Origin of the sequence: Aliiroseovarius sp. (assembly GCF_030148435.1) — a bacterium.
In the GTDB taxonomy this organism is placed as follows: Bacteria; Pseudomonadota; Alphaproteobacteria; order Rhodobacterales; family Rhodobacteraceae; genus JASBTN01.
The window spans coordinates 49,778-71,867 of record NZ_JASBTN010000003.1; the positions used below are offsets into that span (position 1 = coordinate 49,778).

The 22,090-nt window shown below is 64.2% G+C and carries 18 protein-coding genes; 11 read left to right on the forward strand and 7 right to left on the reverse strand.

Annotated elements, in window-relative coordinates; genetic code table 11:
* Positions 1 to 71: 71 nt before the first annotated feature.
* The 4 genes from Q1V43_RS01245 to Q1V43_RS01260 all read left to right on the forward strand — a co-directional run bounded on the left by Q1V43_RS01245 (position 72) and on the right by Q1V43_RS01260 (position 3,427).
* Entirely contained in the window at positions 72 to 701 is a 630-nt protein-coding gene (locus Q1V43_RS01245; RefSeq protein ID WP_300513113.1) for a DNA-3-methyladenine glycosylase 2 family protein, read from the forward strand.
* Positions 701 to 1,384 (forward strand): prolyl oligopeptidase family serine peptidase, encoded by a 684-nt coding sequence (locus Q1V43_RS01250; protein ID WP_300513115.1) that lies wholly within the window; start codon positions 701 to 703, stop codon positions 1,382 to 1,384. The genes Q1V43_RS01245 and Q1V43_RS01250 overlap by 1 nt, the downstream gene beginning before the upstream one ends.
* Positions 1,385 to 1,627: 243 nt before the next feature.
* A complete protein-coding gene (locus Q1V43_RS01255; protein ID WP_300513117.1) occupies positions 1,628 to 2,212 on the forward strand; it encodes an HNH endonuclease in 585 nt (194 codons plus the stop codon).
* A gap of 267 nt (positions 2,213 to 2,479) precedes the next feature.
* Entirely contained in the window at positions 2,480 to 3,427 is a 948-nt protein-coding gene (locus Q1V43_RS01260; protein WP_300513119.1) for an agmatinase, read from the forward strand.
* Between the two features lie 75 nt (positions 3,428 to 3,502).
* Here the strand turns inward: Q1V43_RS01260 and Q1V43_RS01265 are convergent, their stop codons facing one another.
* A complete protein-coding gene (locus Q1V43_RS01265; protein ID WP_300513121.1) occupies positions 3,503 to 4,453 on the reverse strand; it encodes a radical SAM protein in 951 nt (316 codons plus the stop codon).
* 160 nt (positions 4,454 to 4,613) lie between these two features.
* Between Q1V43_RS01265 and zwf the strand changes: the two genes are divergently transcribed.
* Genes zwf through pgi form a run of 3 tightly spaced genes read left to right on the forward strand, consistent with a single transcriptional unit; the run spans position 4,614 to position 8,334 of the window.
* Positions 4,614 to 6,068, forward strand: a complete 1,455-nt coding sequence (gene zwf, locus Q1V43_RS01270; RefSeq protein ID WP_300513123.1) for a glucose-6-phosphate dehydrogenase — start codon at positions 4,614 to 4,616, stop codon at positions 6,066 to 6,068.
* Entirely contained in the window at positions 6,065 to 6,736 is a 672-nt protein-coding gene (gene pgl, locus Q1V43_RS01275) for a 6-phosphogluconolactonase (RefSeq protein ID WP_300513125.1), read from the forward strand. Before zwf ends, pgl begins: the two co-directional genes overlap by 4 nt.
* An 8-nt stretch (positions 6,737 to 6,744) precedes the next feature.
* Entirely contained in the window at positions 6,745 to 8,334 is a 1,590-nt protein-coding gene (gene pgi, locus Q1V43_RS01280; protein ID WP_300513127.1) for a glucose-6-phosphate isomerase, read from the forward strand.
* 111 nt (positions 8,335 to 8,445) lie between these two features.
* On the opposite strand, the gene hemB is transcribed toward pgi, so the two are convergent.
* Positions 8,446 to 9,444 (reverse strand): porphobilinogen synthase, encoded by a 999-nt coding sequence (gene hemB, locus Q1V43_RS01285; RefSeq protein WP_300513129.1) that lies wholly within the window; start codon positions 9,442 to 9,444, stop codon positions 8,446 to 8,448.
* A gap of 138 nt (positions 9,445 to 9,582) precedes the next feature.
* On the opposite strand from hemB, the gene Q1V43_RS01290 reads away from it, so the two are divergent.
* Entirely contained in the window at positions 9,583 to 10,113 is a 531-nt protein-coding gene (locus tag Q1V43_RS01290) for a component of SufBCD complex (protein ID WP_300513131.1), read from the forward strand.
* 1 nt (position 10,114) lies between these two features.
* The gene (mfd, locus tag Q1V43_RS01295) at positions 10,115 to 13,597 is read left to right on the forward strand and encodes a transcription-repair coupling factor (protein WP_300513133.1); all 3,483 of its coding nucleotides are present in this window, start codon (positions 10,115 to 10,117) and stop codon (positions 13,595 to 13,597) included.
* 118 nt (positions 13,598 to 13,715) lie between these two features.
* Here mfd and Q1V43_RS01300 read toward each other — a convergent pair whose 3' ends face one another.
* The 3 genes from Q1V43_RS01300 to Q1V43_RS01310 all read right to left on the reverse strand — a co-directional run bounded on the left by Q1V43_RS01300 (position 13,716) and on the right by Q1V43_RS01310 (position 17,286).
* The gene (locus Q1V43_RS01300) at positions 13,716 to 14,936 is read right to left on the reverse strand and encodes a multidrug effflux MFS transporter (protein WP_300513135.1); all 1,221 of its coding nucleotides are present in this window, start codon (positions 14,934 to 14,936) and stop codon (positions 13,716 to 13,718) included.
* Positions 14,937 to 15,000: 64 nt separating this feature from the next.
* Positions 15,001 to 15,657, reverse strand: a complete 657-nt coding sequence (locus Q1V43_RS01305; RefSeq protein WP_300513137.1) for a DsbA family oxidoreductase — start codon at positions 15,655 to 15,657, stop codon at positions 15,001 to 15,003.
* Positions 15,658 to 15,762: 105 nt separating this feature from the next.
* Entirely contained in the window at positions 15,763 to 17,286 is a 1,524-nt protein-coding gene (locus tag Q1V43_RS01310; protein WP_300513139.1) for a class I adenylate-forming enzyme family protein, read from the reverse strand.
* A gap of 66 nt (positions 17,287 to 17,352) precedes the next feature.
* On the opposite strand from Q1V43_RS01310, the gene Q1V43_RS01315 reads away from it, so the two are divergent.
* Positions 17,353 to 17,979, forward strand: a complete 627-nt coding sequence (locus tag Q1V43_RS01315; protein WP_300513141.1) for an XRE family transcriptional regulator — start codon at positions 17,353 to 17,355, stop codon at positions 17,977 to 17,979.
* A 27-nt stretch (positions 17,980 to 18,006) separates the two neighbouring features.
* Here the strand turns inward: Q1V43_RS01315 and arsB are convergent, their stop codons facing one another.
* Positions 18,007 to 19,053, reverse strand: a complete 1,047-nt coding sequence (arsB, locus tag Q1V43_RS01320) for an ACR3 family arsenite efflux transporter (RefSeq protein WP_300513143.1) — start codon at positions 19,051 to 19,053, stop codon at positions 18,007 to 18,009.
* A gap of 72 nt (positions 19,054 to 19,125) precedes the next feature.
* Complete coding sequence (locus Q1V43_RS01325; protein ID WP_300513145.1) at positions 19,126 to 20,946, reverse strand: extracellular solute-binding protein; 1,821 nt, start codon at positions 20,944 to 20,946, stop codon at positions 19,126 to 19,128.
* 341 nt (positions 20,947 to 21,287) lie between these two features.
* On the opposite strand from Q1V43_RS01325, the gene Q1V43_RS01330 reads away from it, so the two are divergent.
* Positions 21,288 to 22,061 (forward strand): 3-hydroxybutyrate dehydrogenase, encoded by a 774-nt coding sequence (locus Q1V43_RS01330; protein ID WP_300513147.1) that lies wholly within the window; start codon positions 21,288 to 21,290, stop codon positions 22,059 to 22,061.
* Positions 22,062 to 22,090 lie beyond the last annotated feature (29 nt).

Consider the following 22,090-nt stretch of genomic DNA (forward strand, 5'->3'; position numbering starts at 1 on the left):
CCTGTTATGGCGCGAAGTGGGGGCAGGGGGAAGCGCTTTCCCTTGCCTTTTCGGCCCGCTAGGGTCCGATCATGACGCGGGCGATCATTGAAACCCAGGCCGACGTGGACCGCGCGGCGCATTGGCTCGCCGGGGCCGAGCCGCGCTTTGCCGCCGCGCTTGCCCTGACCGGCCCCTTGCCGCTGCGCCGTAAGCCGCAGGGCTTCGTCACGCTTCTTGATGCGATCATCAGCCAGCAGGTCTCCACCGCCTCCGCCGCGGCGATCCGGGCGCGGATGCAGATGGCGGGGCTCTGCGACGAAGCGGCGCTTCGCAGGGCCGGTGACGAAGAGTTGCGCGCGGTGGGGCTGTCGCGCCCCAAGATGCGCTATGCGCGGGCCCTGGCCGGGGCCCGGCTGGACTACGCAGGGCTGGCCGGGTTGCCCGATGCGCAGCTGCTCGCCACTCTCACCTGCATCACCGGCATCGGCCTCTGGACCGCCGAGGTCTACGCGCTGCAGGCGCTCGGCCGGGCCGATGTCTTTCCGGCCGGTGACGTGGCGCTGCAGGAAAGCGCGCGCCGCCTGTTCGACCTGCCCGAACGTCCCGGCGAAACCGCATTGCGCCGCCTCGCCGCCGGCTGGGCCCCGCAAAGGGCCGTTGCGGCCCGGCTGCTCTGGGCCTATTACCGGGTCAGCACAGCCAGGGAAGGGATCCGCTGATGACAACGCGCACACTCGAATTCAAACACCGCGCCGCCCAGTCGGGCGAGACGAAATCGGTGGTCATCTTCCTGCACGGCTACGGCGCGGACGGGGCCGACCTGCTGGGCCTTGCCGATCCGCTGGGGCAACATCTGCCCGACACCGCGTTCTACGCCCCCGATGCGCCGGAAAAGAGCCTGGGCAACCCGATGGGCTACCAGTGGTTTCCGATCCCCTGGCTCGACGGCTCCTCGGAAGAGGACGCCGCGCGCGGCGCCGAAATGGCCGAGGCCGACATCAACGGTTTCATCGACATGGTGCTGGAAAACGAGGGCATCTCGCCCGCGCAGCTGATCATCTTCGGCTTCTCGCAGGGCACGATGATGTCCCTGCGCACCCTGCCCAAGCGTGCCGAACCGGTGGCCGGTCTGGTCGCCTTCTCGGGCCGCATGCTGGACCCGGAAAGCTTTGGCGAGACCGTTGTGTCGAAACTGCCGATCATCCTGATCCACGGCGACGCCGACGACATGGTGCCGATCGCCCATTTCGACGAGGCGGGCCAGGCGCTGCAGGCCGCGGGTTTCGAGGTCTACGGCCACATTCAGAAGGGCACCGGCCACGGCATCGCCAATGACGGGCTGTCCGTCGCGCTGAGCTTCATGCTGGACAAGCTGGGCCTTCTGGAGACCCAGCCGCAGTAAGCTGGGCCTGATCGAGGCGCAACCCCGGTAAGCCAGCTCCCAGACCCAACCAGACAGCCCGGCCTTTGCGCCGGGCTTTTGCCGTTCGTCACACACCCGTCAGCTTCGCGCCGTATCACATCTCCGAGCGCCCCAGATCGTGGGGGTTGCCAGATGCCTCACGCCATATATAGTCAAGGTTGAGGCAAGACGGGGCGGGTTCCCCGCCCTGACGGCAAGAGCAGGGCGAGGACGGCTGCACCCATGGACGGAGATTTCAGAACCGAATTCACACGCAACCCCGCCGGGATACGCAAGCATCCCGCGCTGGTGCTCAATGCGGATTTCAGGCCCTTGTCCTATTATCCGCTGTCGGTCTGGCCCTGGCAGGAGGCGGTCAAGGCGGCGGTTCTGGACCGGGTCCATATCATCGCCGAATATGACGAGTTGGTGCGAAGTCCTTCGATTGAAATGAGAATTCCCTCTGTCATCGTCCTGAAAGACTATGTCAAACCGCAAAAGCGCGTGGCTTTCACGCGTTTCAATCTTTTCCTGCGCGACGAATTCTGCTGCCAGTATTGCGGCTCGCGCGGCGATCTGACCTTCGATCACGTGGTGCCGCGCGCGGCGGGTGGCGTGACCAGCTGGGAAAACGTGGTGGCGGCCTGTTCGCCCTGCAACCTCAGGAAGGGCTCGAAACCGCTGCGCAAGACCGGGCTTGCGCTCAGAAAACCGCCCCGCCAACCCACGGCAGAGGAGCTGCGCAACATGGGCCGCAAGTTCCCTCCGGGGCATCTGCATGACAGCTGGATGGATTTCCTCTATTGGGATGCCGAACTGGAGGCTTGATCACCATGGGAAGCTGCGGGGTGGCGCCCGACCCTGGGTGGGCGCGTGGGAACCGGGACGTAGGGCGACAGGATTGCCCCACCCGAACCAGCATTTCTGTTTGAAACGTCGCAAAAGCGCCCTCCCTTGGGGAGGGTCGGGCGCCGCCCCGCTGCGCGGTGCGTAAGTGTCTTCTTCGCCTTCGCTCGAAGGGCGTTGCGCCATCGATTATCGCTTGACCCGCCCCGCAAATTCCCCTGACCTGAGCAAAACACCCAGGGAGCGCCCATGTCCGACCCGTTCTTCACCCCCGTTTCCGGTTTCGACCTGCCGCGTTTTGCCGGTGTCCCGACCTTCATGCGCCTGCCGCTGGTCGATTTCGATCATCCGCGTTTCGGCGAGGTGAATATCGGCCTGATCGGCGCGCCCTGGGATGGCGGCACCACCAACCGGCCCGGGCCGCGCCACGGGCCCCGGCAGCTCAGGGACATGTCCACCATGATCCGCGCCCAGAACGGTGCCACCGGTGTGCGCCCCTTCGAGGCGGCCAATTGCGCCGACCTTGGCGACGTCGGGCCGAACCCGGCCGATGTGCTCGATTCGCTGGAACGCATGCAGGCCTTCTATGGCCGCGTGAAACGGGCCGGGATCCGGCCCCTGACCGGGGGCGGAGATCACCTCTGTTCGCTGCCGATCCTGCGCGCGCTGGCCCAGGACGGGCCGGTCGGCATGGTGCATTTCGACAGCCACACGGACCTGTTTCACAGCTATTTCGACGGCACCATGTTCACCCATGGCACCCCGTTCCGCCGTGCGGTCGAAGAGGGGCTTCTGGACCCGGCCCGCGTGGTGCAGATCGGCATTCGGGGCACCGCCTATGACAGCGAGGACCGCGACTTTGCCGAAAGCGAGGGCATCCGCGTCATCGCGATCGAGGAGTTTCATACCCGTGGTGTCGCCGACGTCATGGCCGAGGCCCGCGATATCGTCGGGCAGGGCGGGACCTATGTCAGCTATGACATTGACTTCGTCGATCCCGCTTTTGCGCCGGGCACGGGAACGCCCGAAGTGGGCGGGCCGACCTCGTGGCAGGCGATTCAGGTGGTACGCGAGTTGAAAGGCGTGAACATCATCGGCGCCGATCTGGTCGAGGTCTCCCCGCCGTTCGATCCGACCGGGGCGACCGCCTATCTGGGCGCCTCGATCATGTTCGAACTGCTCTGCGTGATGGTTTAAATACTTTAAGATTGACCCTTAGAGCCCTTTAAAGACGTTAAACTTTGCCTGTTGCGGCGGTGAAGCCTTTAACATCTAAGCCGAACAGCTCGCCCCGCCCAGCACGCAGAATTTCGCGCAATGCGGATGGTTCAGGGCCACCGGGCCTTCGGCCTCTTCCAGGGTTTCGCCCAGCTCGAATTCATCCTCATAGGGCAGGAGCGTACAGGCCAGCACCGCCGGTCGCGCCGCGCCCTTGCGTTTCACCACCATGCGCGAGCTTGCACACATGACGCTGTCGGGCGACTTGCCAAGGATGTCCCAGCAGGCGGTGGTGATCTCGGGCACCGATACCATGTCATCCATTTCCGGAAAAATCACTGTCATGGCAGGGTCTTGTGCATCGATCTTGAAGTCGTGACGAGCGAAGAATTCGGCATACTTCGCCCGCGCTTCCGCCTCGTCCTCGCTCCAGAGCGCACGCCCCGCCACCGCCATGCGAAACCCGTTGTCACGCAGCCAGATCATGCCCTCCAGTGTCTTTGCGTAGGACCCCTTGCCGCGAATCTCGTCATGTCTGGCCGCGTTCCAATGATCCAGCGAGACCCGCAGGGTCAGCCGGTCGCCATAGGCGTCGCGCAGGGACAAGAGCCCTTCGCGCACCGATTTGCGTTGCATCGGTCGCATCGCATTCGTCAGGACCAAGGCCTTGTAATTACGCGATAAACTGACGCGCAACATGGCAATGATCTCGGGATTCATGAAGGGTTCACCACCGGTAAACCCGATTTCGGAAACCCCCCATTTGCGGGTGTCCAACTGGTCGAGATAGGCTTCGACCTCGCCCGCCGTGATATAGACCAGCCGATCGTTTGACGGCGAACTTTCGATGTAGCAGTTCACGCAGGTGATGTTGCACAGCGTACCCGTATTGAACCAGAGCGTCTGTGGGTTGCTTAGCTCCACGCTGGCGCGTTTCGACCCGTCGGCGGTCAGTTTCGGGTCAATGAATTTGCCGGCATTCGGGTTGGCGATACGCTGGTCCATCGGTCCTCCTGTTCGTGACGACCAGACCTAACCGAGTGTTTTCCCATCGAAAACCCCCAACCCGCAGTTTGACGCGGTTGTGAAGTTTCGCGAGGGTGCTAGACTTTGTTTTCATACTCGGCTAGAAGGGCTGCGTTAGCGCTAACGGGAGCTGTAACACATGGTTGCGCGCGTCATTCCGGTCGATCCTTTCGACCTCGTCATCTTCGGCGGCACCGGCGATCTGGCCCGGCGCAAGATCCTGCCTGGCCTGTACCGCAGGTTCTGGGCCGGCCAGATGCCTGAAGAGGCCCGCATCATCGGTGCGGCCCGCAGCGAGATGGACGACCAGGGGTTTCGCGATTTCGTCGCCAGCGCCGTGCGCGAATTTGTATCGGAGCGCAAATGCGACCCCGCCGTGCTGGCCGATTTCCTCGAACGACTGTCCTATGTGACCATCGACGCCCTTGGCACCGACGGATGGGAAGAACTGAAAACCAAGATGCGCAAGAATATGGTCCAGGCCTTCTATTTTTCGGTCGGCCCCAGCCTGTTTGGCCCGATTGCCGAGAGGTTGCACACCCATGAATGCGCCGGTGCCGAAGCGCGGATCGTCGTCGAAAAACCCTTCGGTCACGACCTGGACACGGCGCGCGTATTGAACAACACTCTCGCGCAACACTTTGACGAAACACAGATTTATCGCATCGACCATTACCTGGGCAAGGAAACCGTTCAAAACCTGATGGCGGTGCGTTTCGGCAACATGCTGTTCGAACCATTGTGGAACGCTCAGTATGTCGACCACATCCAGATCACCGTCGCCGAAAGCGTCGGGGTCGAGGGGCGGGGCGACTATTACGACAAGTCCGGCGCGATGCGGGACATGGTGCAGAACCACCTGATGCAGCTTCTCTGTCTGACCGCGATGGAGCCGCCGTCGAAATTCGACCCTGACGCTGTCCGCGACGAGAAACTCAAGGTGATCCGGGCGCTGGATCCGGTTGACCCGGAGGACATCGTGCGCGGCCAGTACTTGTCGGGGGCTGACACGGAGGCCTACGTGGACGAGGCGGAGAACCCCGACAGCCGCACCGAAAGCTTCATCGCCATGCGTGTGCATATCGCCAACTGGCGCTGGAATGGCACGCCCTTCTATCTTCGCACCGGAAAGCGTTTGAAAACACGGGTTTCCGAGATCGTCGTGCGGTTCAAGGAGCCCCCCCATTCGATCTTCGAGGACGATACCGGGCAGAGCGCCAACGAACTGTCCATCCGTCTTCAGCCGAATGAGGGCATGGATCTGCGGGTCACGATCAAGGAGCCAGGACCGGGCGGCATGCGCCTGATCGACGTGCCGCTGGACATGACATTCGCCGAGGCCCTGGGCGAGGAGGTCGCCGATGTGCCAGACGCCTATGAACGGCTGATCATGGACGTCATTCGCGGCAATCAGACCCTGTTCATGCGCGGCGACGAGGTCGAGGCCGCCTGGGCCTGGACCGACCCGATCATCGAAGGCTGGCAGACCCGTGGTGACAAGCCGCACCCCTATGAACCCGGCTCGACGGGTCCGGAGGATGCGCTTATCCTGCTGCATCGTGACGGACGGCGCTGGAGGGAGCTACGGCAATGATTTTCAAGGAATATCCGGATCGGGATCTGCTGATTCTCGACCTTGTGGACCGGCTGGCGAGCGAATTGACCATGGGGCTGCAGCACCAGGAACGTGTCTCGCTTGCGGTGCCCGGCGGCACCACGCCGGGGCCGGTTTTTGACGGGCTGTCTGCCGTCAAGCTGGATTGGGACCGGGTAGATGTGCTTCTGACCGATGAACGCTGGGTGCCCGAAACCTCTGAGCGGTCGAATACCCGGCTGCTGCGTGACCGGTTGCTGACGGGCCGGGCGGCGGCGGCCAATCTGGTGCCGCTCTATGCCGAAACCGGTACGCCGGAGGGCGGGCTCGACAAGCTGACCGCCGGAATAAAGGCGGTGACGCCCCTGACCGTGGTGCTTCTGGGCATGGGGGAGGACATGCACACGGCCTCCATTTTCCCGGGCGCGGACCTCTTGGAGGACGCGCTGTCGCCCGAGGCGCCGCCGCTGTTGCCAATGCGCGCGCCCGGCGCGCCGGAGCCGCGCATGACCCTGACCGCGCCGGTGCTGAACGGGGCGCTGTCGAAACATCTGCTGATCTTTGGCACCGAAAAGCGCGCGGCGCTGGAACGGGCCGCGAAACTGAAACCGCACAAGGCGCCCATTGCCGCCGTCCTGTCCGACATGGACGTGCATTGGGCTGAATAGGAGGCCGCATGGCTGCAGCGATCTGGGACCGGTTGAAATACCATCAGACGGAGGTGGCGGATCGCGCCATCCCGGACCTGTTCGATGACAAGCGGGCCGGCGCGTTTTCGACCCGCGCCTGCGGCATGCTGTTTGACTGGTCCAAGACGAATATCGACGCCAAGGCCCTGGAAATGCTCCTGGAACTCGCGGAGGCCAGCGGCGTCACCGCCAAGCGATCGGCCATGTTCGCGGGCGAAAAGATCAACGAGACCGAAGGCCGCGCGGTGCTGCACACCGCCCTGCGCGCGCCCGGTCCCGATCCGGTTCTTGTCGATGGTCAGGACGTGTTGCCCGGCGTGCATGAAACGCTGAACCGGATGGAGAGCTTTGCCCGCCAGATCCGCGCGGAAGCCCGGTTCACCGACGTGGTCAATATCGGCATCGGCGGCTCGGATCTGGGTCCGGCCATGGCCTGCCTGGCGCTTGCGCCCTATCACGACGGGCCGCGTTGCCATTTCGTCTCGAATGTGGACGGGGCGCATATCCATGACACCCTGGCGGGGCTTGACCCGGCCACGACTCTGGTGATCGTCGCGTCCAAGACCTTTACAACGATCGAAACCATGACAAATGCCACCACCGCCCGCGACTGGCTGGCGGGCAGCGTGGACAGGCCCGGCGACCATTTCGTGGCGCTGTCGTCGAACGCGGAAAAGACCTCGGATTGGGGCATCCCGCCGGAGCGGGTGTTCGGCTTCGAGGATTGGGTCGGCGGGCGCTATTCGCTCTGGGGGCCGATCGGGCTCTCGATCATGCTGGCCGTGGGGCCGGAAAACTTCCGGGCTTTCCTGGCTGGCGCGCATGAGATGGACCGCCATTTCCGCACGGCAGAGGGGGCGGCGAACCTACCCGTGATGCTGGCGCTGGTGGGGCTCTGGCACCACCAGGTCTGCGGCTACCCGACCCGCGCGGTGCTGCCCTATGACCAGCGCCTGTCGCGGCTGGCCGCCTATTTCCAGCAGCTCGAGATGGAGAGCAACGGCAAACGCGTGGCGATGGATGGCCGCGACCTTGCGCTGCCGTCGGGGCCGGTGGTCTGGGGCGAACCGGGCACGAATGGCCAGCATGCCTTCTACCAGTTGATCCACCAGGGCACCTCGGTGGTGCCCTGCGAGTTCATGGTGGCCGCCAGGGGGCACGAACCGGATCTGGCCCACCAGCACCGGCTGCTCCTGTCCAACTGCCTGGCCCAGTCCGAAGCTCTGATGAAGGGGCGCGGTCTGGACCAGGCCCGCGCACTGATGGCGGCGAAAGGGCTCACCGGCGCCGAGCTCGACCGCCAGGCGCGCCACCGGGTCTTTCCGGGCAACCGGCCGTCCACCACGCTGATCTATGAACGGCTCGACCCGGCCACCCTGGGCCGGATCATCGCGCTCTATGAGCACCGGGTTTTCGTCGAAGGCGCGATCCTGGGGCTGAATTCCTATGATCAATGGGGCGTGGAACTGGGCAAGGAGCTTGCCCTGGCCCTGGAACCCATCGTGGCAGGCAAGGAACCTGCGGACGGCAAGGACGGTTCGACCGCACAGCTGGTCCGGTTTGTCCGGAACGTCTAACCTTTTCATCTTTCAGAAAATATCCCGGGGGTCTGGGGGTGAAACCCCCAGCTCCGAAGCCCGGACCCAAGCGGCGCAGCCGCGCAAGGGGACGGGGCGACCCTCCTCAAATTAGCCCTGCAACATCCTCGCCACGCGCGGCGCGAAATAGGTCAGGATCCCGTCGCAGCCCGCGCGTTTGAAGGCCAGAAGGCTCTCCAGCATGACCTTGTCGCCATCGAGCCAACCGCGCTCGGCCGCGCCCGTCAGCATCGCGTATTCGCCCGAGACCTGGTAGGCGAAGGTCGGCACGCCGAACCCATCCTTTACCCGTCGGCAGATGTCCAGGTAGGGCATGCCGGGCTTGACCATGACCATGTCCGCGCCCTCCATCAGATCGCGTTCCACAAGGCGCAGGGCCTCGTCCGTATTGGCCGGGTCCATCTGATAGGTCTTCTTGTCCCCCTTCAGCGCGCCGGATGCCCCCACCGCATCGCGGAACGGCCCGTAAAACGCACTGGCATATTTCGCCGTATAGGACATGATCGCAACATTGGTATGCCCGGCGGCTTCCAGCGCCGTGCGCATGGCGCCAATGCGCCCGTCCATCATGTCGGACGGCCCCAGGATGTCGGCACCACAGTCTGCCTGGGCCAGCGCCATCCTGACCAGCGCTTCGACGGTTTCATCGTTCACGATCTCGCCGTCGCGCACGATGCCGTCATGCCCGTTGGCATTGTAAGGATCCAGCGCCACATCGGTCATCACCGCGATTTCGGGCACGGCGTCCTTGATGGCGCGGATGGTGCGATTGGACAGGTTGTCGGGGTTCCAGGCCTCTTCGCATTCCACCGTTTTCAAAGCCGGATCGGTGTAGGGAAAGAGGCAGATCGCCGGGATGCCCAGGGCGGCCGCCTCGCGGGCCGCTTTCACCACCCGGTCGGTGGTCAGGCGCGACACGCCGGGCATCGAGGCGATCGGGGTCTCGCCATCCTTGCCATCCATCACGAAGACCGGCCAGATCAGGTCGCCCGTGGTCAGCGTGTTTTCCCGCACCAGGTCGCGGATCGCGGGGCTTTTGCGGTTGCGGCGCAGGCGCGTGGCGGGAAAGGAGGCGACGGTACGGCTCATGCTTGGCTCCTCGGAGGTTGCCCCCCGTGCTTGCCACGAGTGTGCATCTATCTCAAGAGGCTGTGTCGGGGCTGGCAAACCGCGCGCCCTGTCGTTAATGTCGCGCCGAAACACCCCACGAAGAACAAGGGCAGGCACGTGGACTTTTATTCCGCCGTATTCGAGCTGATCGACATGCGATCCTTTTCCAATCTGTGGTACTGGATTGCCCTGGCCGTGCTGTGGTCCACTGCCAGCCACTGGGTGCTGGGCGTGCCCTATGACATGATCCAGCGCGCCGCGCGGCATGGCGGAGAGGCCGAACAGGACCTTGCAGACATGGTGCGCATCAACTGCAACCGCCTGCTGTATATCGCCGGGGTGGCCGGGCTGTGGCTGCTGGGGCTGATGTCGGCGGTGCTGACTTCGCTGGTGATACTGGCGTTCTGGTATTGGGTCGAGTTTGCCCAGGCCGTGTTCCTGCTGGTCTTCCCGATGACCATCGTGGGCCTGATGTCGTTGAATTCGGCGAGGTTGATCCACGACAGGCAACTGGAGGGCGCTGACTTGCGCAAACGCCTGTTGCGGCACCGAATCCAGGTTCAGGTGATCGGCATGTTTTCGATCTTCGTGACCTCGCTTTTCGGCATGTACCAGAACATGATGGCCGGCCCGCTGGGGATGCTCTGACATGACCGGCCCGTCCCACGTTACCCTCTCGGGCGCACCCGAGGGGTTCGACGCCCGCCTGGTGTTGAAGGAGCTCGACCGCGGTTCCGGCCCGGTCATCCACTTGGCGCGGGACGACAAACGGCTGGCGGCGATGCAGGCCGCCTTGTCCTTTTTCGCCCCCCATGTGCCGGTCCTGACCTTTCCGGGCTGGGATTGCCTGCCGTTTGACCGGGTGTCGCCCAATGCAGATGTCTCTGCCGCTCGTATGGCGACGCTGGCGGGGCTGGTCTCGGGTGCGATCTCGGGCCCTTTCGTTTTGCTGACCACCCTGAACGCAGCGACCCAACGGGTGCCCGCGCGCGAAGTTCTGCGCGGCGCCAGCTTCGTGGCCCGGGTCAATTACCAGATTGATGAGAAGGCGCTGCGTGATTTCCTTGTGCGCATGGGGTTTTCGCAAAGCCCCACCGTCATGGAACCGGGTGACTTCGCCTTTCGCGGCGGCATCATCGACATCTATCCCCCGGGCGATGGCGGCACGGGCGGGGGCCCGGTGCGGCTGGACCTGTTCGGCGACGTTCTGGACGGGGCCCGGCGGTTTGATCCGGTCACACAGCGCACCACGGAAAACCTGTCGGTGGTGGAGCTTGCCCCGGTCTCCGAGGTCATCCTGGACGAGGCGGCCATTGCCCGGTTCCGCCAGAATTACCGCGTCGAGTTCGGCGCGGCAGGCTCGGATGATCCGCTCTACGAGGCGGTCTCGGCGGGGCGCAAGCATCAGGGGGTGGAACACTGGCTGCCCTTCTTTCACGAGAAGCTGGAGACCCTGTTCGACTACCTGCCGGACGCGCCGATCCTGCTGGATGATCAACTGACGCCCGCGCGCCTGTCCCGCTGGGAGGGGATCGCGGATCAATATGAAACGCGCAAGATCGCCATGGGGGCCAGGAACCGCATGGATACGGTCTATAAACCGTGCCCGCCGGAGCTTCTGTATCTGGATGATCTTGCCTGGGAGGCAACGCTCAAGGGGCGCCGCGTGGTGCAGACCGTGGCCCTGCCGCAATCGACCGGGGCAGGGGTGCTGGACGGCGGAGGGCGTATCGGGCGCAATTTCTCGCCGGAGCGTCAACAGGAAAAGGTCAATCTGTTCAGTGCACTCGCCGACCATGTAAAAGCGAAGCGGGGCGAGGGGCCGGTGGTCATTGCCTCCTACTCCGAAGGGGCACGGGAACGTCTGCAAGGGCTGCTGGCCGACGAGGGGCTGACCGCCACCGCGCAGATCAGGGATTTCCGCGACGTGCCGGATACGCATGGCGGCGTCTACCTGGCGGTCTGGCCGCTGGAACATGGTTTCGAGGGCGCGGGCCTCACGGTGATTTCCGAACAGGACGTGCTGGGCGACCGGCTGATCCGTGCGCCGAAACGCAAACGGCGGGCCGAAAACTTCCTGACCGAGGCGCAGAGCCTGTCTCAAGGCGACCTCGTGGTGCATGTGGACCACGGGGTCGGGCGTTATGTCGGGCTGGAAACCGTCACCGCCGCCGGCGCGCCGCATGAATGCCTGCTGTTGGAATATGCGGGGGGCGACCGGCTGTATCTCCCGGTCGAGAATATCGAGCTTCTGTCCAAATTCGGGCATGACACCGGGCTGCTTGACAAGCTCGGCGGCGGCGCCTGGCAGGCGAAGAAGGCCAAGCTCAAGGAACGCATCCGCGAGGTGGCCGACAAGCTCATTCGCCTCGCCGCCGAACGCGCCCTGCGCAAGGCGCCGGTGATGGAGGCACCGCATCACGCGTGGGAAGAGTTTTCCGCACGCTTCCCCTATCAGGAGACCGAGGATCAGTTCTCGGCGATTTCAGATGTGATAGAGGATATCGCCTCGGGCATGCCGATGGACCGGCTGATCTGCGGTGACGTGGGCTTTGGCAAGACCGAAGTGGCGATGCGCGCGGCCTTCGTGGCGGCCATGGCGGGGATGCAGGTGGCGGTGATCGCGCCGACCACGCTGCTGGCGCGCCAGCATTACAAGAGCTTTTCCGAACGTTTCCGGGGCTTTCCGATTCAGGTCGGGCAGCTCAGCCGTTTCGTCTCGCAGAAGGACGCGAACCTCACCCGCGAGGGCATGTCCCGCGGCACGATGGATATCGTCGTGGGCACCCATGCGCTCCTGGCCAAAGGCGTGCGGTTCGACAAGCTGGGGCTGTTGATCGTGGACGAAGAACAGCGCTTCGGCGTGGGCCACAAGGAACGGCTGAAGGAAATGCGCTCGGATGTGCATGTGCTGACCCTGTCGGCCACGCCAATCCCGCGCACCCTGCAGATGAGCCTGTCGGGCGTGCGTGACCTGTCGATCATCGGCACGCCGCCGGTGGATCGGCTGTCGATCCGCACCTACGTGTCCGAGTTCGATTCAGTCACCATTCGCGAGGCGCTGCTGCGCGAGCACTATCGCGGCGGGCAGAGCTTTTTTGTCGTGCCGCGCATCAAGGACCTGCCGGAGATCGAGGCGTTCCTGCGCGACCATGTCCCGGAGGTGAGCTTTGTCGTTGCCCATGGCCAGATGGCGGCGGGAGAGCTCGACAGCCGCATGAACGCCTTCTATGACGGCAAATACGATGTGCTTCTGGCCACCACGATCGTGGAAAGCGGGATCGATATTCCCACCGCCAACACGATGGTGATTCACCGTGCCGACATGTTCGGTCTGGCGCAGCTCTATCAGATCCGGGGGCGGGTCGGGCGTTCGAAAACCCGCGCCTACGCCTATCTGACCACCAAGCCGCGCGTGCCGCTGACGCCGACCGCCGAAAAGCGGTTGCGTGTATTGGGGTCGCTTGATGCGCTGGGGGCCGGGTTCACACTGGCCTCGCAGGATCTGGACATTCGCGGCGCGGGCAATCTGTTGGGCGAGGAACAGTCCGGGCAGATGAGGGAAGTGGGATACGAGCTGTATCAGCAGATGCTGGAGGAGGCGATTGCCAAGATAAGGTCGGGCGAAATGGAAGGCCTGTCAGAGTCCGACGACACCTGGGCGCCGCAGATCAACCTCGGCGTGCCGGTGCTGATCCCGGATGACTACGTGCCCGATCTGGACGTGCGCCTGGGCCTCTATCGCCGCCTGTCGGGCCTGTCGACCAAGGTCGAGCTGGAGGGGTTTGCCGCCGAGCTGATCGACCGGTTCGGGAAACTGCCGAAAGAAGTCAATACCCTGTTGCTGGTCGTGCGCATCAAGGCGATGTGCAAACGGGCGGGGATTGCGAAACTGGATGGTGGACCCAAGGGCGCGACGATCGAGTTTCACAACGACAAGTTTGCCTCGCCCGCCGGTCTGGTGGAATTCATCCAGGCACAGAACGGGCTCGCCAAGGTGCGCGACAACAAGATCGTCGTGCGGCGCGACTGGAAGAAGGCCTCGGACAAGATTAAGGGCGCCTTTGCCATTGCCCAGGATCTGGCGTTGAAGGTCAAGGAAGAGAAGGCCAGGGCCAAGTCGAAAGGGTAGGGGGCGGTTCGATGAACCCCGGCCATCCGCCTTTCAGTGCTGTTCGGAACACTCGGAAAAAAACTCGTCGGCCCCGCCATACACCAGCGCCCCTCGCGCGTGCCACTGGATTAAACACCTAGTCCAGCGGCACATCCGGCCCGGCAAGCTTCATCCCCAGCCAGGCCAGCAGCGACAGCACCGCCGCGCCACCGATCATCGGCAGCGGCGTGCCGTTAAAGGCCAGGCCGATCGGAACCGCCAGAACCACCGCCAGCATGGTCGAAACCGCGCCGATCAGCGCCGATCCGGTGCCCGCCACATGGCCCAGGGGCTCCATCGCGAGCGCATTGAGATTGCCGAAGTTGAACCCGTTCATCATGAACACGGAACAGCTCCAGGCGAAATAGACCCAGATGGCCCAGGCATCGGGCACCAGCCCGGCCCACCAGACCAGGAACAGGATCGAGGCCAGAACCGCCTGCAGCGCATAGGTGATCGACACCAGCCGCGACATGCCCATGCGCATGACCAGCCGCGCGTTCAGCAGCGACGCGGGCGAGGCGATCACGGTCATCGCGGCAAAGAAAAGCGGGAAGTCCTCGCCCGCGCCCAATGCGTCGACGAAGATTGGCTGAGCGGTCGAGATATAGGCCATGAGAAGCCCGAACCCCAGGGTCAGAACGCCGATGTGGATCACCACCCGGCGGATCGAAAAGACCTCGTGCACGCCCCGGGCAAAGCGGGCGACGGTAAAGGGTTTCCGGGCCTCGGAAGACAGGGTTTCGGGCTGGCGCGACAGAAACCAGCAGCCCATGACCACGCCGACCACCATGTAGACGGTAAACATCGAGCGCCAGTCCCAGGCGTTGATCACCAGTTGGCCGACATAGGGCGCGACGGCGGGCACCATGACGAAGACCATGAAGGTGAAGGAACTGACCCGCGCCATCATGCGGCCCGAATAGAGGTCGCGGGTAATCGCCACGCCGACCGTGCGCGGGGCAGAACCGCCGAACCCCTGCGCAAAGCGCCACAGCAGAAGCGCGGTCAGGCTGTCGGCTCCAAGCGCCGCCCAACCGGCGAGCACATATATCGCCATTCCCACCAGCACCACCGGGCGCCGCCCGAAACTGTCCGAGGCCGGGCCCATGAACAGCTGGCCAGCCCCCATGCCCAGCACGAAGGCACCCACGACAAGCTGCGCGCGGTTCAGGTCATGCGGGCTGAGTTCGGCGCCGATCCGCGGCAGCGCCGGCAGCATCGAATCGATGGAAAAGGCGAGGATCGCGAACATCATCGCCATCAGCGCTATGAACTCGATCAGGCCGAGCGGTTTGACGGGGGCGGGGAAACGCATCAAAAGGGCCTTCGTTTGCCATGGGGAACAGGTGCCCAAAGGGTGAGCAAACCCGGCGTGTTGATCACGCGCCTTCGTCGGGTTGCGCCTTGATCTGCGCGGTGATGTCGTCGATCACCCGGGTCCAGAGTTCGGTCGGCTGCGCGCCCGGGACCACGTGCTGGTTGGCGATGACGAAAGTCGGCACGGATGTCACCCCCTTGTGGCGCGCGTCGGCGTCGCGGGCCCGAATATCGTCAGCATCCGCATCGCTGTCCAGGAGCCGGGCGACCAGGTCGGCGTCCATGCCGATGGCGCCCGCGATCTCGGTCAGGGTGGCGCGATCACCGATATCGAGACCCTCGTTGAAATAGGCCCTGAAAAGCCTGGACACGGCGGCGGTCTGGCGTCCCTCGATCCCGGCCCAGTGGATCAGCCGGTGGGCATCCAGCGTGTTGGGCGTACGTTTGATCGCTTCAAAATCGATCTCGAGCCCCGAAGCCGCGGCCTCTTCCACCACCGGCATATAGGCGCGCACCGCCCCGTCCTTGCCGCCGAACTTGGTTTCCAGGTAATCGCGACGGTCCATGCCACCAGCAGGCATTTCCGGGTTCAGCTGGAACGGGTGCCACTGGATTGTCAGCGGGTGTTGCGGTCGGGCCTCCAGCGCCCGGTCCAACCGCGTCTTTCCGATGTAGCACCAGGGGCAGATCGGATCGGAAAAAATATGCAGAGGGATCATGGCAAGGCTCCTTTGGACTTGTCCTAGCGGGGAATTGCGGGCGGGGAAAGGGGCGTGCCGTGCATGCCCGCGCAAGTGGCTGTGCGCCTGCGCGGCATTTCCGGCTCAGCCCTTGCGCCCCTTCTCGAACTCCGCCCGCAGTTCCCGCCGCAGGATCTTGTTGTTGGCGCCACGTGGCAGCGCCCCGACCGGCACGAAGAGGCGCGGGCATTTGTAATGCGCCAGTTGGGCGTGGGCGTGAGTGGTGAGGCTCCCTTCATCCACCGGCGCGTCCTCGGGCACGTAGAAACAGGCGATCACGCTTGCATCGGCCTTGACCGAGACCTCGGCGCAGGCGGCTTCATGCACGCCGGGATGGGCGGTCATGGCGGCCTCGACCTCGATTGGCGAAACGCGGAACCCGCCTGCATTCATCATGTCGTCGCCACGCCCCAGGTAGGTGATCACGCCATCGGCCGCCATGGAAACGGTGTCGCCGGTCAGGAACCACTCGCCGTTGAACTTGGCGGCGGTCTCCTCGGCTGCGCCGTGATAGCCCAGCATCAACCCGGGATCACGGCTGGAAATGGCCAGGGTGCCGGGCTGATCAAAGCCGACGGGTGCATCCTCGCCGATCACCGCGACGCGGCGTCCGACCTGCGGATAGCCCAGCGTGCCCGCAGGGGCCGGATGGTCCGGCCCGCCCGAGACAAAGGTGGAGCATTCCGACATGCCATAGGCTTCGTGAATCGGGGTTCCGGTGGCCTTTTCCCAGTTTGTTCGCGTCGTTGCGGGGAGCTTCTCCCCGGCCGACAACCCGTGGCGCAGGGCTGGAAAGGCGGGCAGCTCTGCCTTCATCATCTGGCGATAGACGCCGGGTGCCGCTGCGAAGATCGTTGCGCCGTGATCCGAGATCAACCACGGCAGCGCGCTGGCGGGCGTGCCCGGCGCGGGGATCAGGGCGGTGGCGCCGACGCTCCAGGGATCCATCAACCCGGTGCCCAGCGTATATGTCCAGTTGAAGGCCCCCGCATGCATCAGCCGATCGTCGGCAGAAATCCCGTACCAGCCCTGGTGCATCATCCGCCGCGCCCAGATCGCCCGGTGCGCATGTGTCACGGCCCGGGCAATCCCGGAGGTGCCGGAGGTAAAGATCACATAGGCCGGGCGGTTCGGGTCGCCCATGTCGAAGGGTGCGGGGGCGTGGTCGGCAAGGGCGTGCAGATCGGCACTCGACAGGGTTTCGCAGGGCAGGGGATCGGGCAGGGCGATGCCCTCGCCGGCGATGATCAGGTCCGGGTCCAGTACCGCCGCCATCCTGGTGATCTCTGGCGCGGTCAGCTGGGACGATGTCGGCACCGGCACCAGCCCCGCCGCAATGCATCCCAGAAAGGCGAGCGGGAAGTCGACATTGTTGCCCAGCCGCATCAGGACATGGGCACCCGGGGTCAGGCCACGTGCCAGCAGCCCGCCCGATATGCCGCGCACGGCCCGGTCGAGCTGGGCGTAGGTCCAGTGGTCATTCCCCTGTCCGAGGATCGACAGCGCCCGCTTGTCGCCCATGTCTCGCGCATGGGTCAGCACATGGGCGGCCATGTTGAAATCGGCGGGCGGGGGGGCGAAGGGACCCTGATCGAAAATTGCTTGCATGCCCGCTTTGTGCCCCCGTCCCCATGTGGTTGCAATAGGGGGACATGCGCCAGTATACCCGTTCTCATGGAAAAACCGCATGAACCCAGTCTGATCCGCCTGGCCCGCGAAAGCGGCGAAGAGGCGGGTGATCCGCAGCCCCTGAACCTGGGGGAGCGGGTGCGTGAGCTGCGTAAATCGCGTGGCTGGACCCTGGAGCAGGCGGCAAACCAGGCGGGGCTTGCCCGCTCGACCCTGTCAAAGATCGAAAACGGCCAGATGTCGCCCACCTACGAGGCGCTGAAGAAGCTGGCGGTCGGGCTCGAGATCTCGGTGCCGCAGCTTTTCACCGCGCCGAAGGCGGCACAGGTGTCAGGCCGGATGGCCGTGACCAAATCGGGCGAGGGCTCGGCCCACGCGACCGTGACCTACGAGCACGAAATGCTGGCAGGCGCCCTGACCAAGAAGGCGATGCTGCCCTACCGCGCCCGGGTGCGCGCACGCAGTTTCGACGAGTTCGACGGTTGGGTGCGCCATGACGGCGAGGAATTCCTCTATGTTCTGACCGGGGCGATCCGGCTGATCACGGAATTCTACGAACCGGTCGAAATGCGTCGTGGCGACAGCGCCTATTACGATGCCTCGATGGGGCACAATGTGGTGTCGATCAGCGAAGAGGACGCAACGATCCTCTGGGTAACGTCCCTGACCTGAGTTGACCTGAGCTGACCCGGCGGCGCCCTACCTGTTGATCGGTGCAGGCTCTCCGGGTGGTTCCTGTTTCGGGAACCAATGCCGGGTGCGGTTGGCAAAGGCGACAAGCGACAGCATCACCGGCACCTCGACCAACACGCCCACAACCGTGGCCAGGGCCGCCCCGGAGTTCAGCCCGAACAGAGAGATCGCCACGGCCACCGCCAGTTCGAAGAAGTTCGACGTGCCGATCATGCTGGCCGGCGCCGCCACGTCATGGGAAAGGCGCATGGCCTTGGCCGCGCCATAGGCAATGGCGAAGATACCGTAGCTCTGGATCAGCAGCGGCACGGCGATCATCACGATGGCCAGGGGCTGGGCCAGGATTGTCTGCGCCTGGAAGCCGAACAGCAGAACGACGGTGGCCAGCAGCCCCACCACGGACCAGGGTTTTACCCGGGCCAGGAAGTCACTCACGTGGCCGGCGTCCCCCAGCGCGCTGCGTGTCAGAATACCGGCCGCCAGCGGCAGCACCACATAGAGCACGACCGAGAGCAGCAGCGTCTGCCAGGGCACGGCCACATTGCTGACGCCCAACAGGAAGGCGGCAATGGGCGCGAAGGCGAAGACCATGATCACATCGTTCACGCTGACCTGCACCAGCGTGTAATTCGCGTCGCCCTTTGTCAGTTGGCTCCAGACGAAGACCATGGCGGTACAGGGCGCGACACCCAGCAGGATCATCCCGGCAATGTATTCGCCCGCCGTGTCCGGGTCGACGAAAGGGGCAAAGATCACCCGGAAGAACAGCCAGCCCAGCGCGGCCATGGTAAAGGGCTTGATCAGCCAGTTCACCACCAGGGTCAGCACCAGCCCGCGCGGCCGGCGGCCGATGTCCCGGATCGAGGCAAAGTCGATCTGCACCATCATCGGGTAGATCATCACCCAGATCAGAACCGCGACCACCAGGTTCACCCGAGCCAGTTCCAGCGCGGCAACGGCGGCGAAAAGACCCGGCGCAAGGTTGCCCAGCACTACGCCCGCAAGGATCGCAAGCCCGACCCAGAGTGACAGAAACCGTTCGAAAATGCCCATGATGCACCCCTTTCACCCCGCCGTTTACGCAGTCCGGCGGGGCGGGGCAATGGTCATGTTGCTGCTACGAAACTACTCTTCGTACCACCAGACATCGGGCAGGAAGCCGATCCAGTCGCCATAGACCGGCAGACGCTCGGGGAAGCGGATCTCCTTCACATGGGCCAGGCGCGAATGATCGGTGTACCACACCGGGATGACATAGCGTCCGGCGGTCAGGAGCCGGTCCAGCGCGCGTGTGGCGGCGGTGAACCCGTCCTGGTCCTCGGCGCGCAGCATTTCGTCGATCATGGCGTCGATGGCGGGGCTGGCCACGCCCATCCAGTTGCGCGAACCGGGGGTCTCGCGCATTGCGCTGCCCCAGTAGAGCTTCTGTTCGTTGCCCGGGCTCAGACTGAGCGATCGGCGATACCAGGTCATGTCGAAATCGAACCCCTGGGTGCGTTCCTTGTATTGCGCGTTGTCAACCGGGGTCACGGCGACCTCGACACCTGCGGTCTCCAGCGCCTCGACGAAAAGATCGACGATCTGGCGCGTCTCGTTGGCACCCGTCACCAGCAGGATTTCAAAGCGGAACGGAGCGCCGTCGGCATTGCGCAGCTTTCCTTCCTGCAAGGTCCAGCCAGCCTGTTCGAACAGGGCAAGCGCACGGCGCAGGGCGCGGCGGTTTCGCAGGCTGTCGTCCCCCTCGGGCAGGGCGTAACCGTCGAGAGCGGCGGCCGGGATCTGATCCGCGAAAGGTTCCAGCAAAGCGCGCACCGCGCCCTCGGCCGGTTCGCCCACCTTCATGCCCAGGCTGGAGTTGTCGAAGAACGACCGGATGCGCGGCTCGCCTCCGCCGGTCACGGTGCGGTTGATGAAGGTGAAGTTGAACAGATGCATCATGGCGTCGCGCACGCGAATGTCGGAGAACACCGGGCGGCGTGTGTTCATCACCAGGCCGCGAATGCCGGTCGGGCGCTGGTGCGGGATCTCGTTCATGACGACGTCACCGGAGGCCACGCGCGGGAAATCGTAGTTCGAGGCCCAACGGGCCGGGTTGCCTTCACGAAAGACCGAGCTTTCTCCGGCCCGGAAAGCTTCGAAAATCACCGTGGCATCGGCGTAGTAATCCACGCGCACCGTGTCGAAGTTGAACTGGCCACGACGAGCGGGCAGGTCGGCGGCCCAATAATCCGGGTTGCGTTTGAACTCGATATAACGGCCCGCCTCATAGTCACCGACCGTATAGGGGCCGGAGCCGATGGGGATGAGGTCGAAACCCGAGACCGAGAAATCGCGGCCCTCCCATTGCGACTTTTGCAGGATCGGGCGCATCCCCATCAGCAGCGCCAGTTCGCGGTCCTCGACATTGAAGGTGAACTTGACCGAGCGCGGACCGGTCTGTTCCATCGACGCGACCTTGCCCCAGGCGGTCTGGTAGCGCGGGTGGCCCTTGGTGCCCAGGGTCTCGTAGCTCCACATCACGTCGGCGACGGTCACGGGGCTACCATCGGAAAACCGGGCCTCGGGCCGCAGGGTGAATTCCACCCAGTCGCGATTCGCTCCCACGTTGATCGATTCGGCCAGCAGGCCGTAAAGCGCGAAGGGCTCATCCCAGTTGCGCGCCATCAGCGTGTCGAAGACCAGGCCGCGCTGATGCCAGGGGGCCCGTCCCTTGCGGATGAAGGGATGCAGGCTGTCGAAACCGCCGCCTTCAGCCAACACCAGCCGCCCTCCCTTCGGAGCGTCAGCATTTGCATAGGGGAAGGACACAAAATCCGGTGGCAGTCCCGGATCGCCATACATGGATATGCCATGGGAGGGCTGCGAGAGAATCGCCCCCGGCAGCGTCGCCAGAATCGCCGCGGCGCCGAAAACCCCGCGAAGTTTCGCGAAAAACTGTGATCTCATTTGTGCAACAATCCTCTGTCTGCCCTGTTTTTCTTGGGCCGAGCCTAATGGGCGGTCCAAGTGATTTCAAACTTTTAGCTTGGACTCGGCGGGGAGAGGCAGTATAAAGAATTTACTGCTCGATAGGTTTCTTGCCTGTATGAAACCTGCCTCAATGACTTAACGCCCGCCTTGTGCGGGCGTTTTTTTTACCTCCATCACATCTGTTGCCGACGGCGGAAGGCCGCCGGGCGCCCGTTCGCAAATCGCGGGGGGCAACCGGTGCGCGCGACGTCCCGCCACTGGTCATCGTCGCCAGCTTCGCTATGGTCGTCGCGACAGTTGAAGCAGAGGACAATTTCATGACGCTTGCCGGAAAAACCGCGGTCATTACGGGTTCAAATTCGGGCATCGGTCTGGGGGTGGCGATCGAGCTGGCCCGCGCCGGTGCCGACGTGGTTCTGAATTCCTTTACCGACCGCGACGAGGATCACGCCCTGGCCGAAAAGATCGGCGCCGAACACGGCGTCAAGGCTCGTTACATCAAGGCGGACATGTCGAAGGGGGACGAATGCCGGGCCCTGGTCGAACAGGCGGGCAAATGCGACATCCTGGTAAATAACGCAGGGATCCAGCACGTGGCGCCGATCGACGAGTTCCCGCTGGACAAGTGGGATGCGATCATTGCGATCAACCTCAGCTCGGCCTTTCATACCACCGCCGCAGCGCTGCCGATGATGCGCGCGGCTGGCTGGGGCAGGGTGGTCAATATCGCCTCGGCGCACGGGCTGACCGCCAGCCCCTACAAAAGCGCCTATATCGCCGCCAAGCACGGGGTGGTCGGCCTGACCAAGACCACCGCGCTGGAAACCGCCGAGGAGCAGATTACCGCCAATGCGATCTGCCCGGGCTACGTGTTGACCCCGCTGGTCGAGGCGCAGATTCCCGACACGATGAAGGAATACGGCATGGAGCGCGACGAGGTGGTGAAGAAGGTCATGCTGGCGCGTCAGCCGTCAAAGGAATTTGCCACGGTCGAACAGATGGGCGGCACCTGCGTCTTCCTGTGTTCCGAGGCTGCGGCGCAGATCACCGGCACGACGATTTCGGTGGATGGGGGCTGGACCGCGCTCTGAGCGGAGGGTCCGGCTTAAAGAAAAACGCC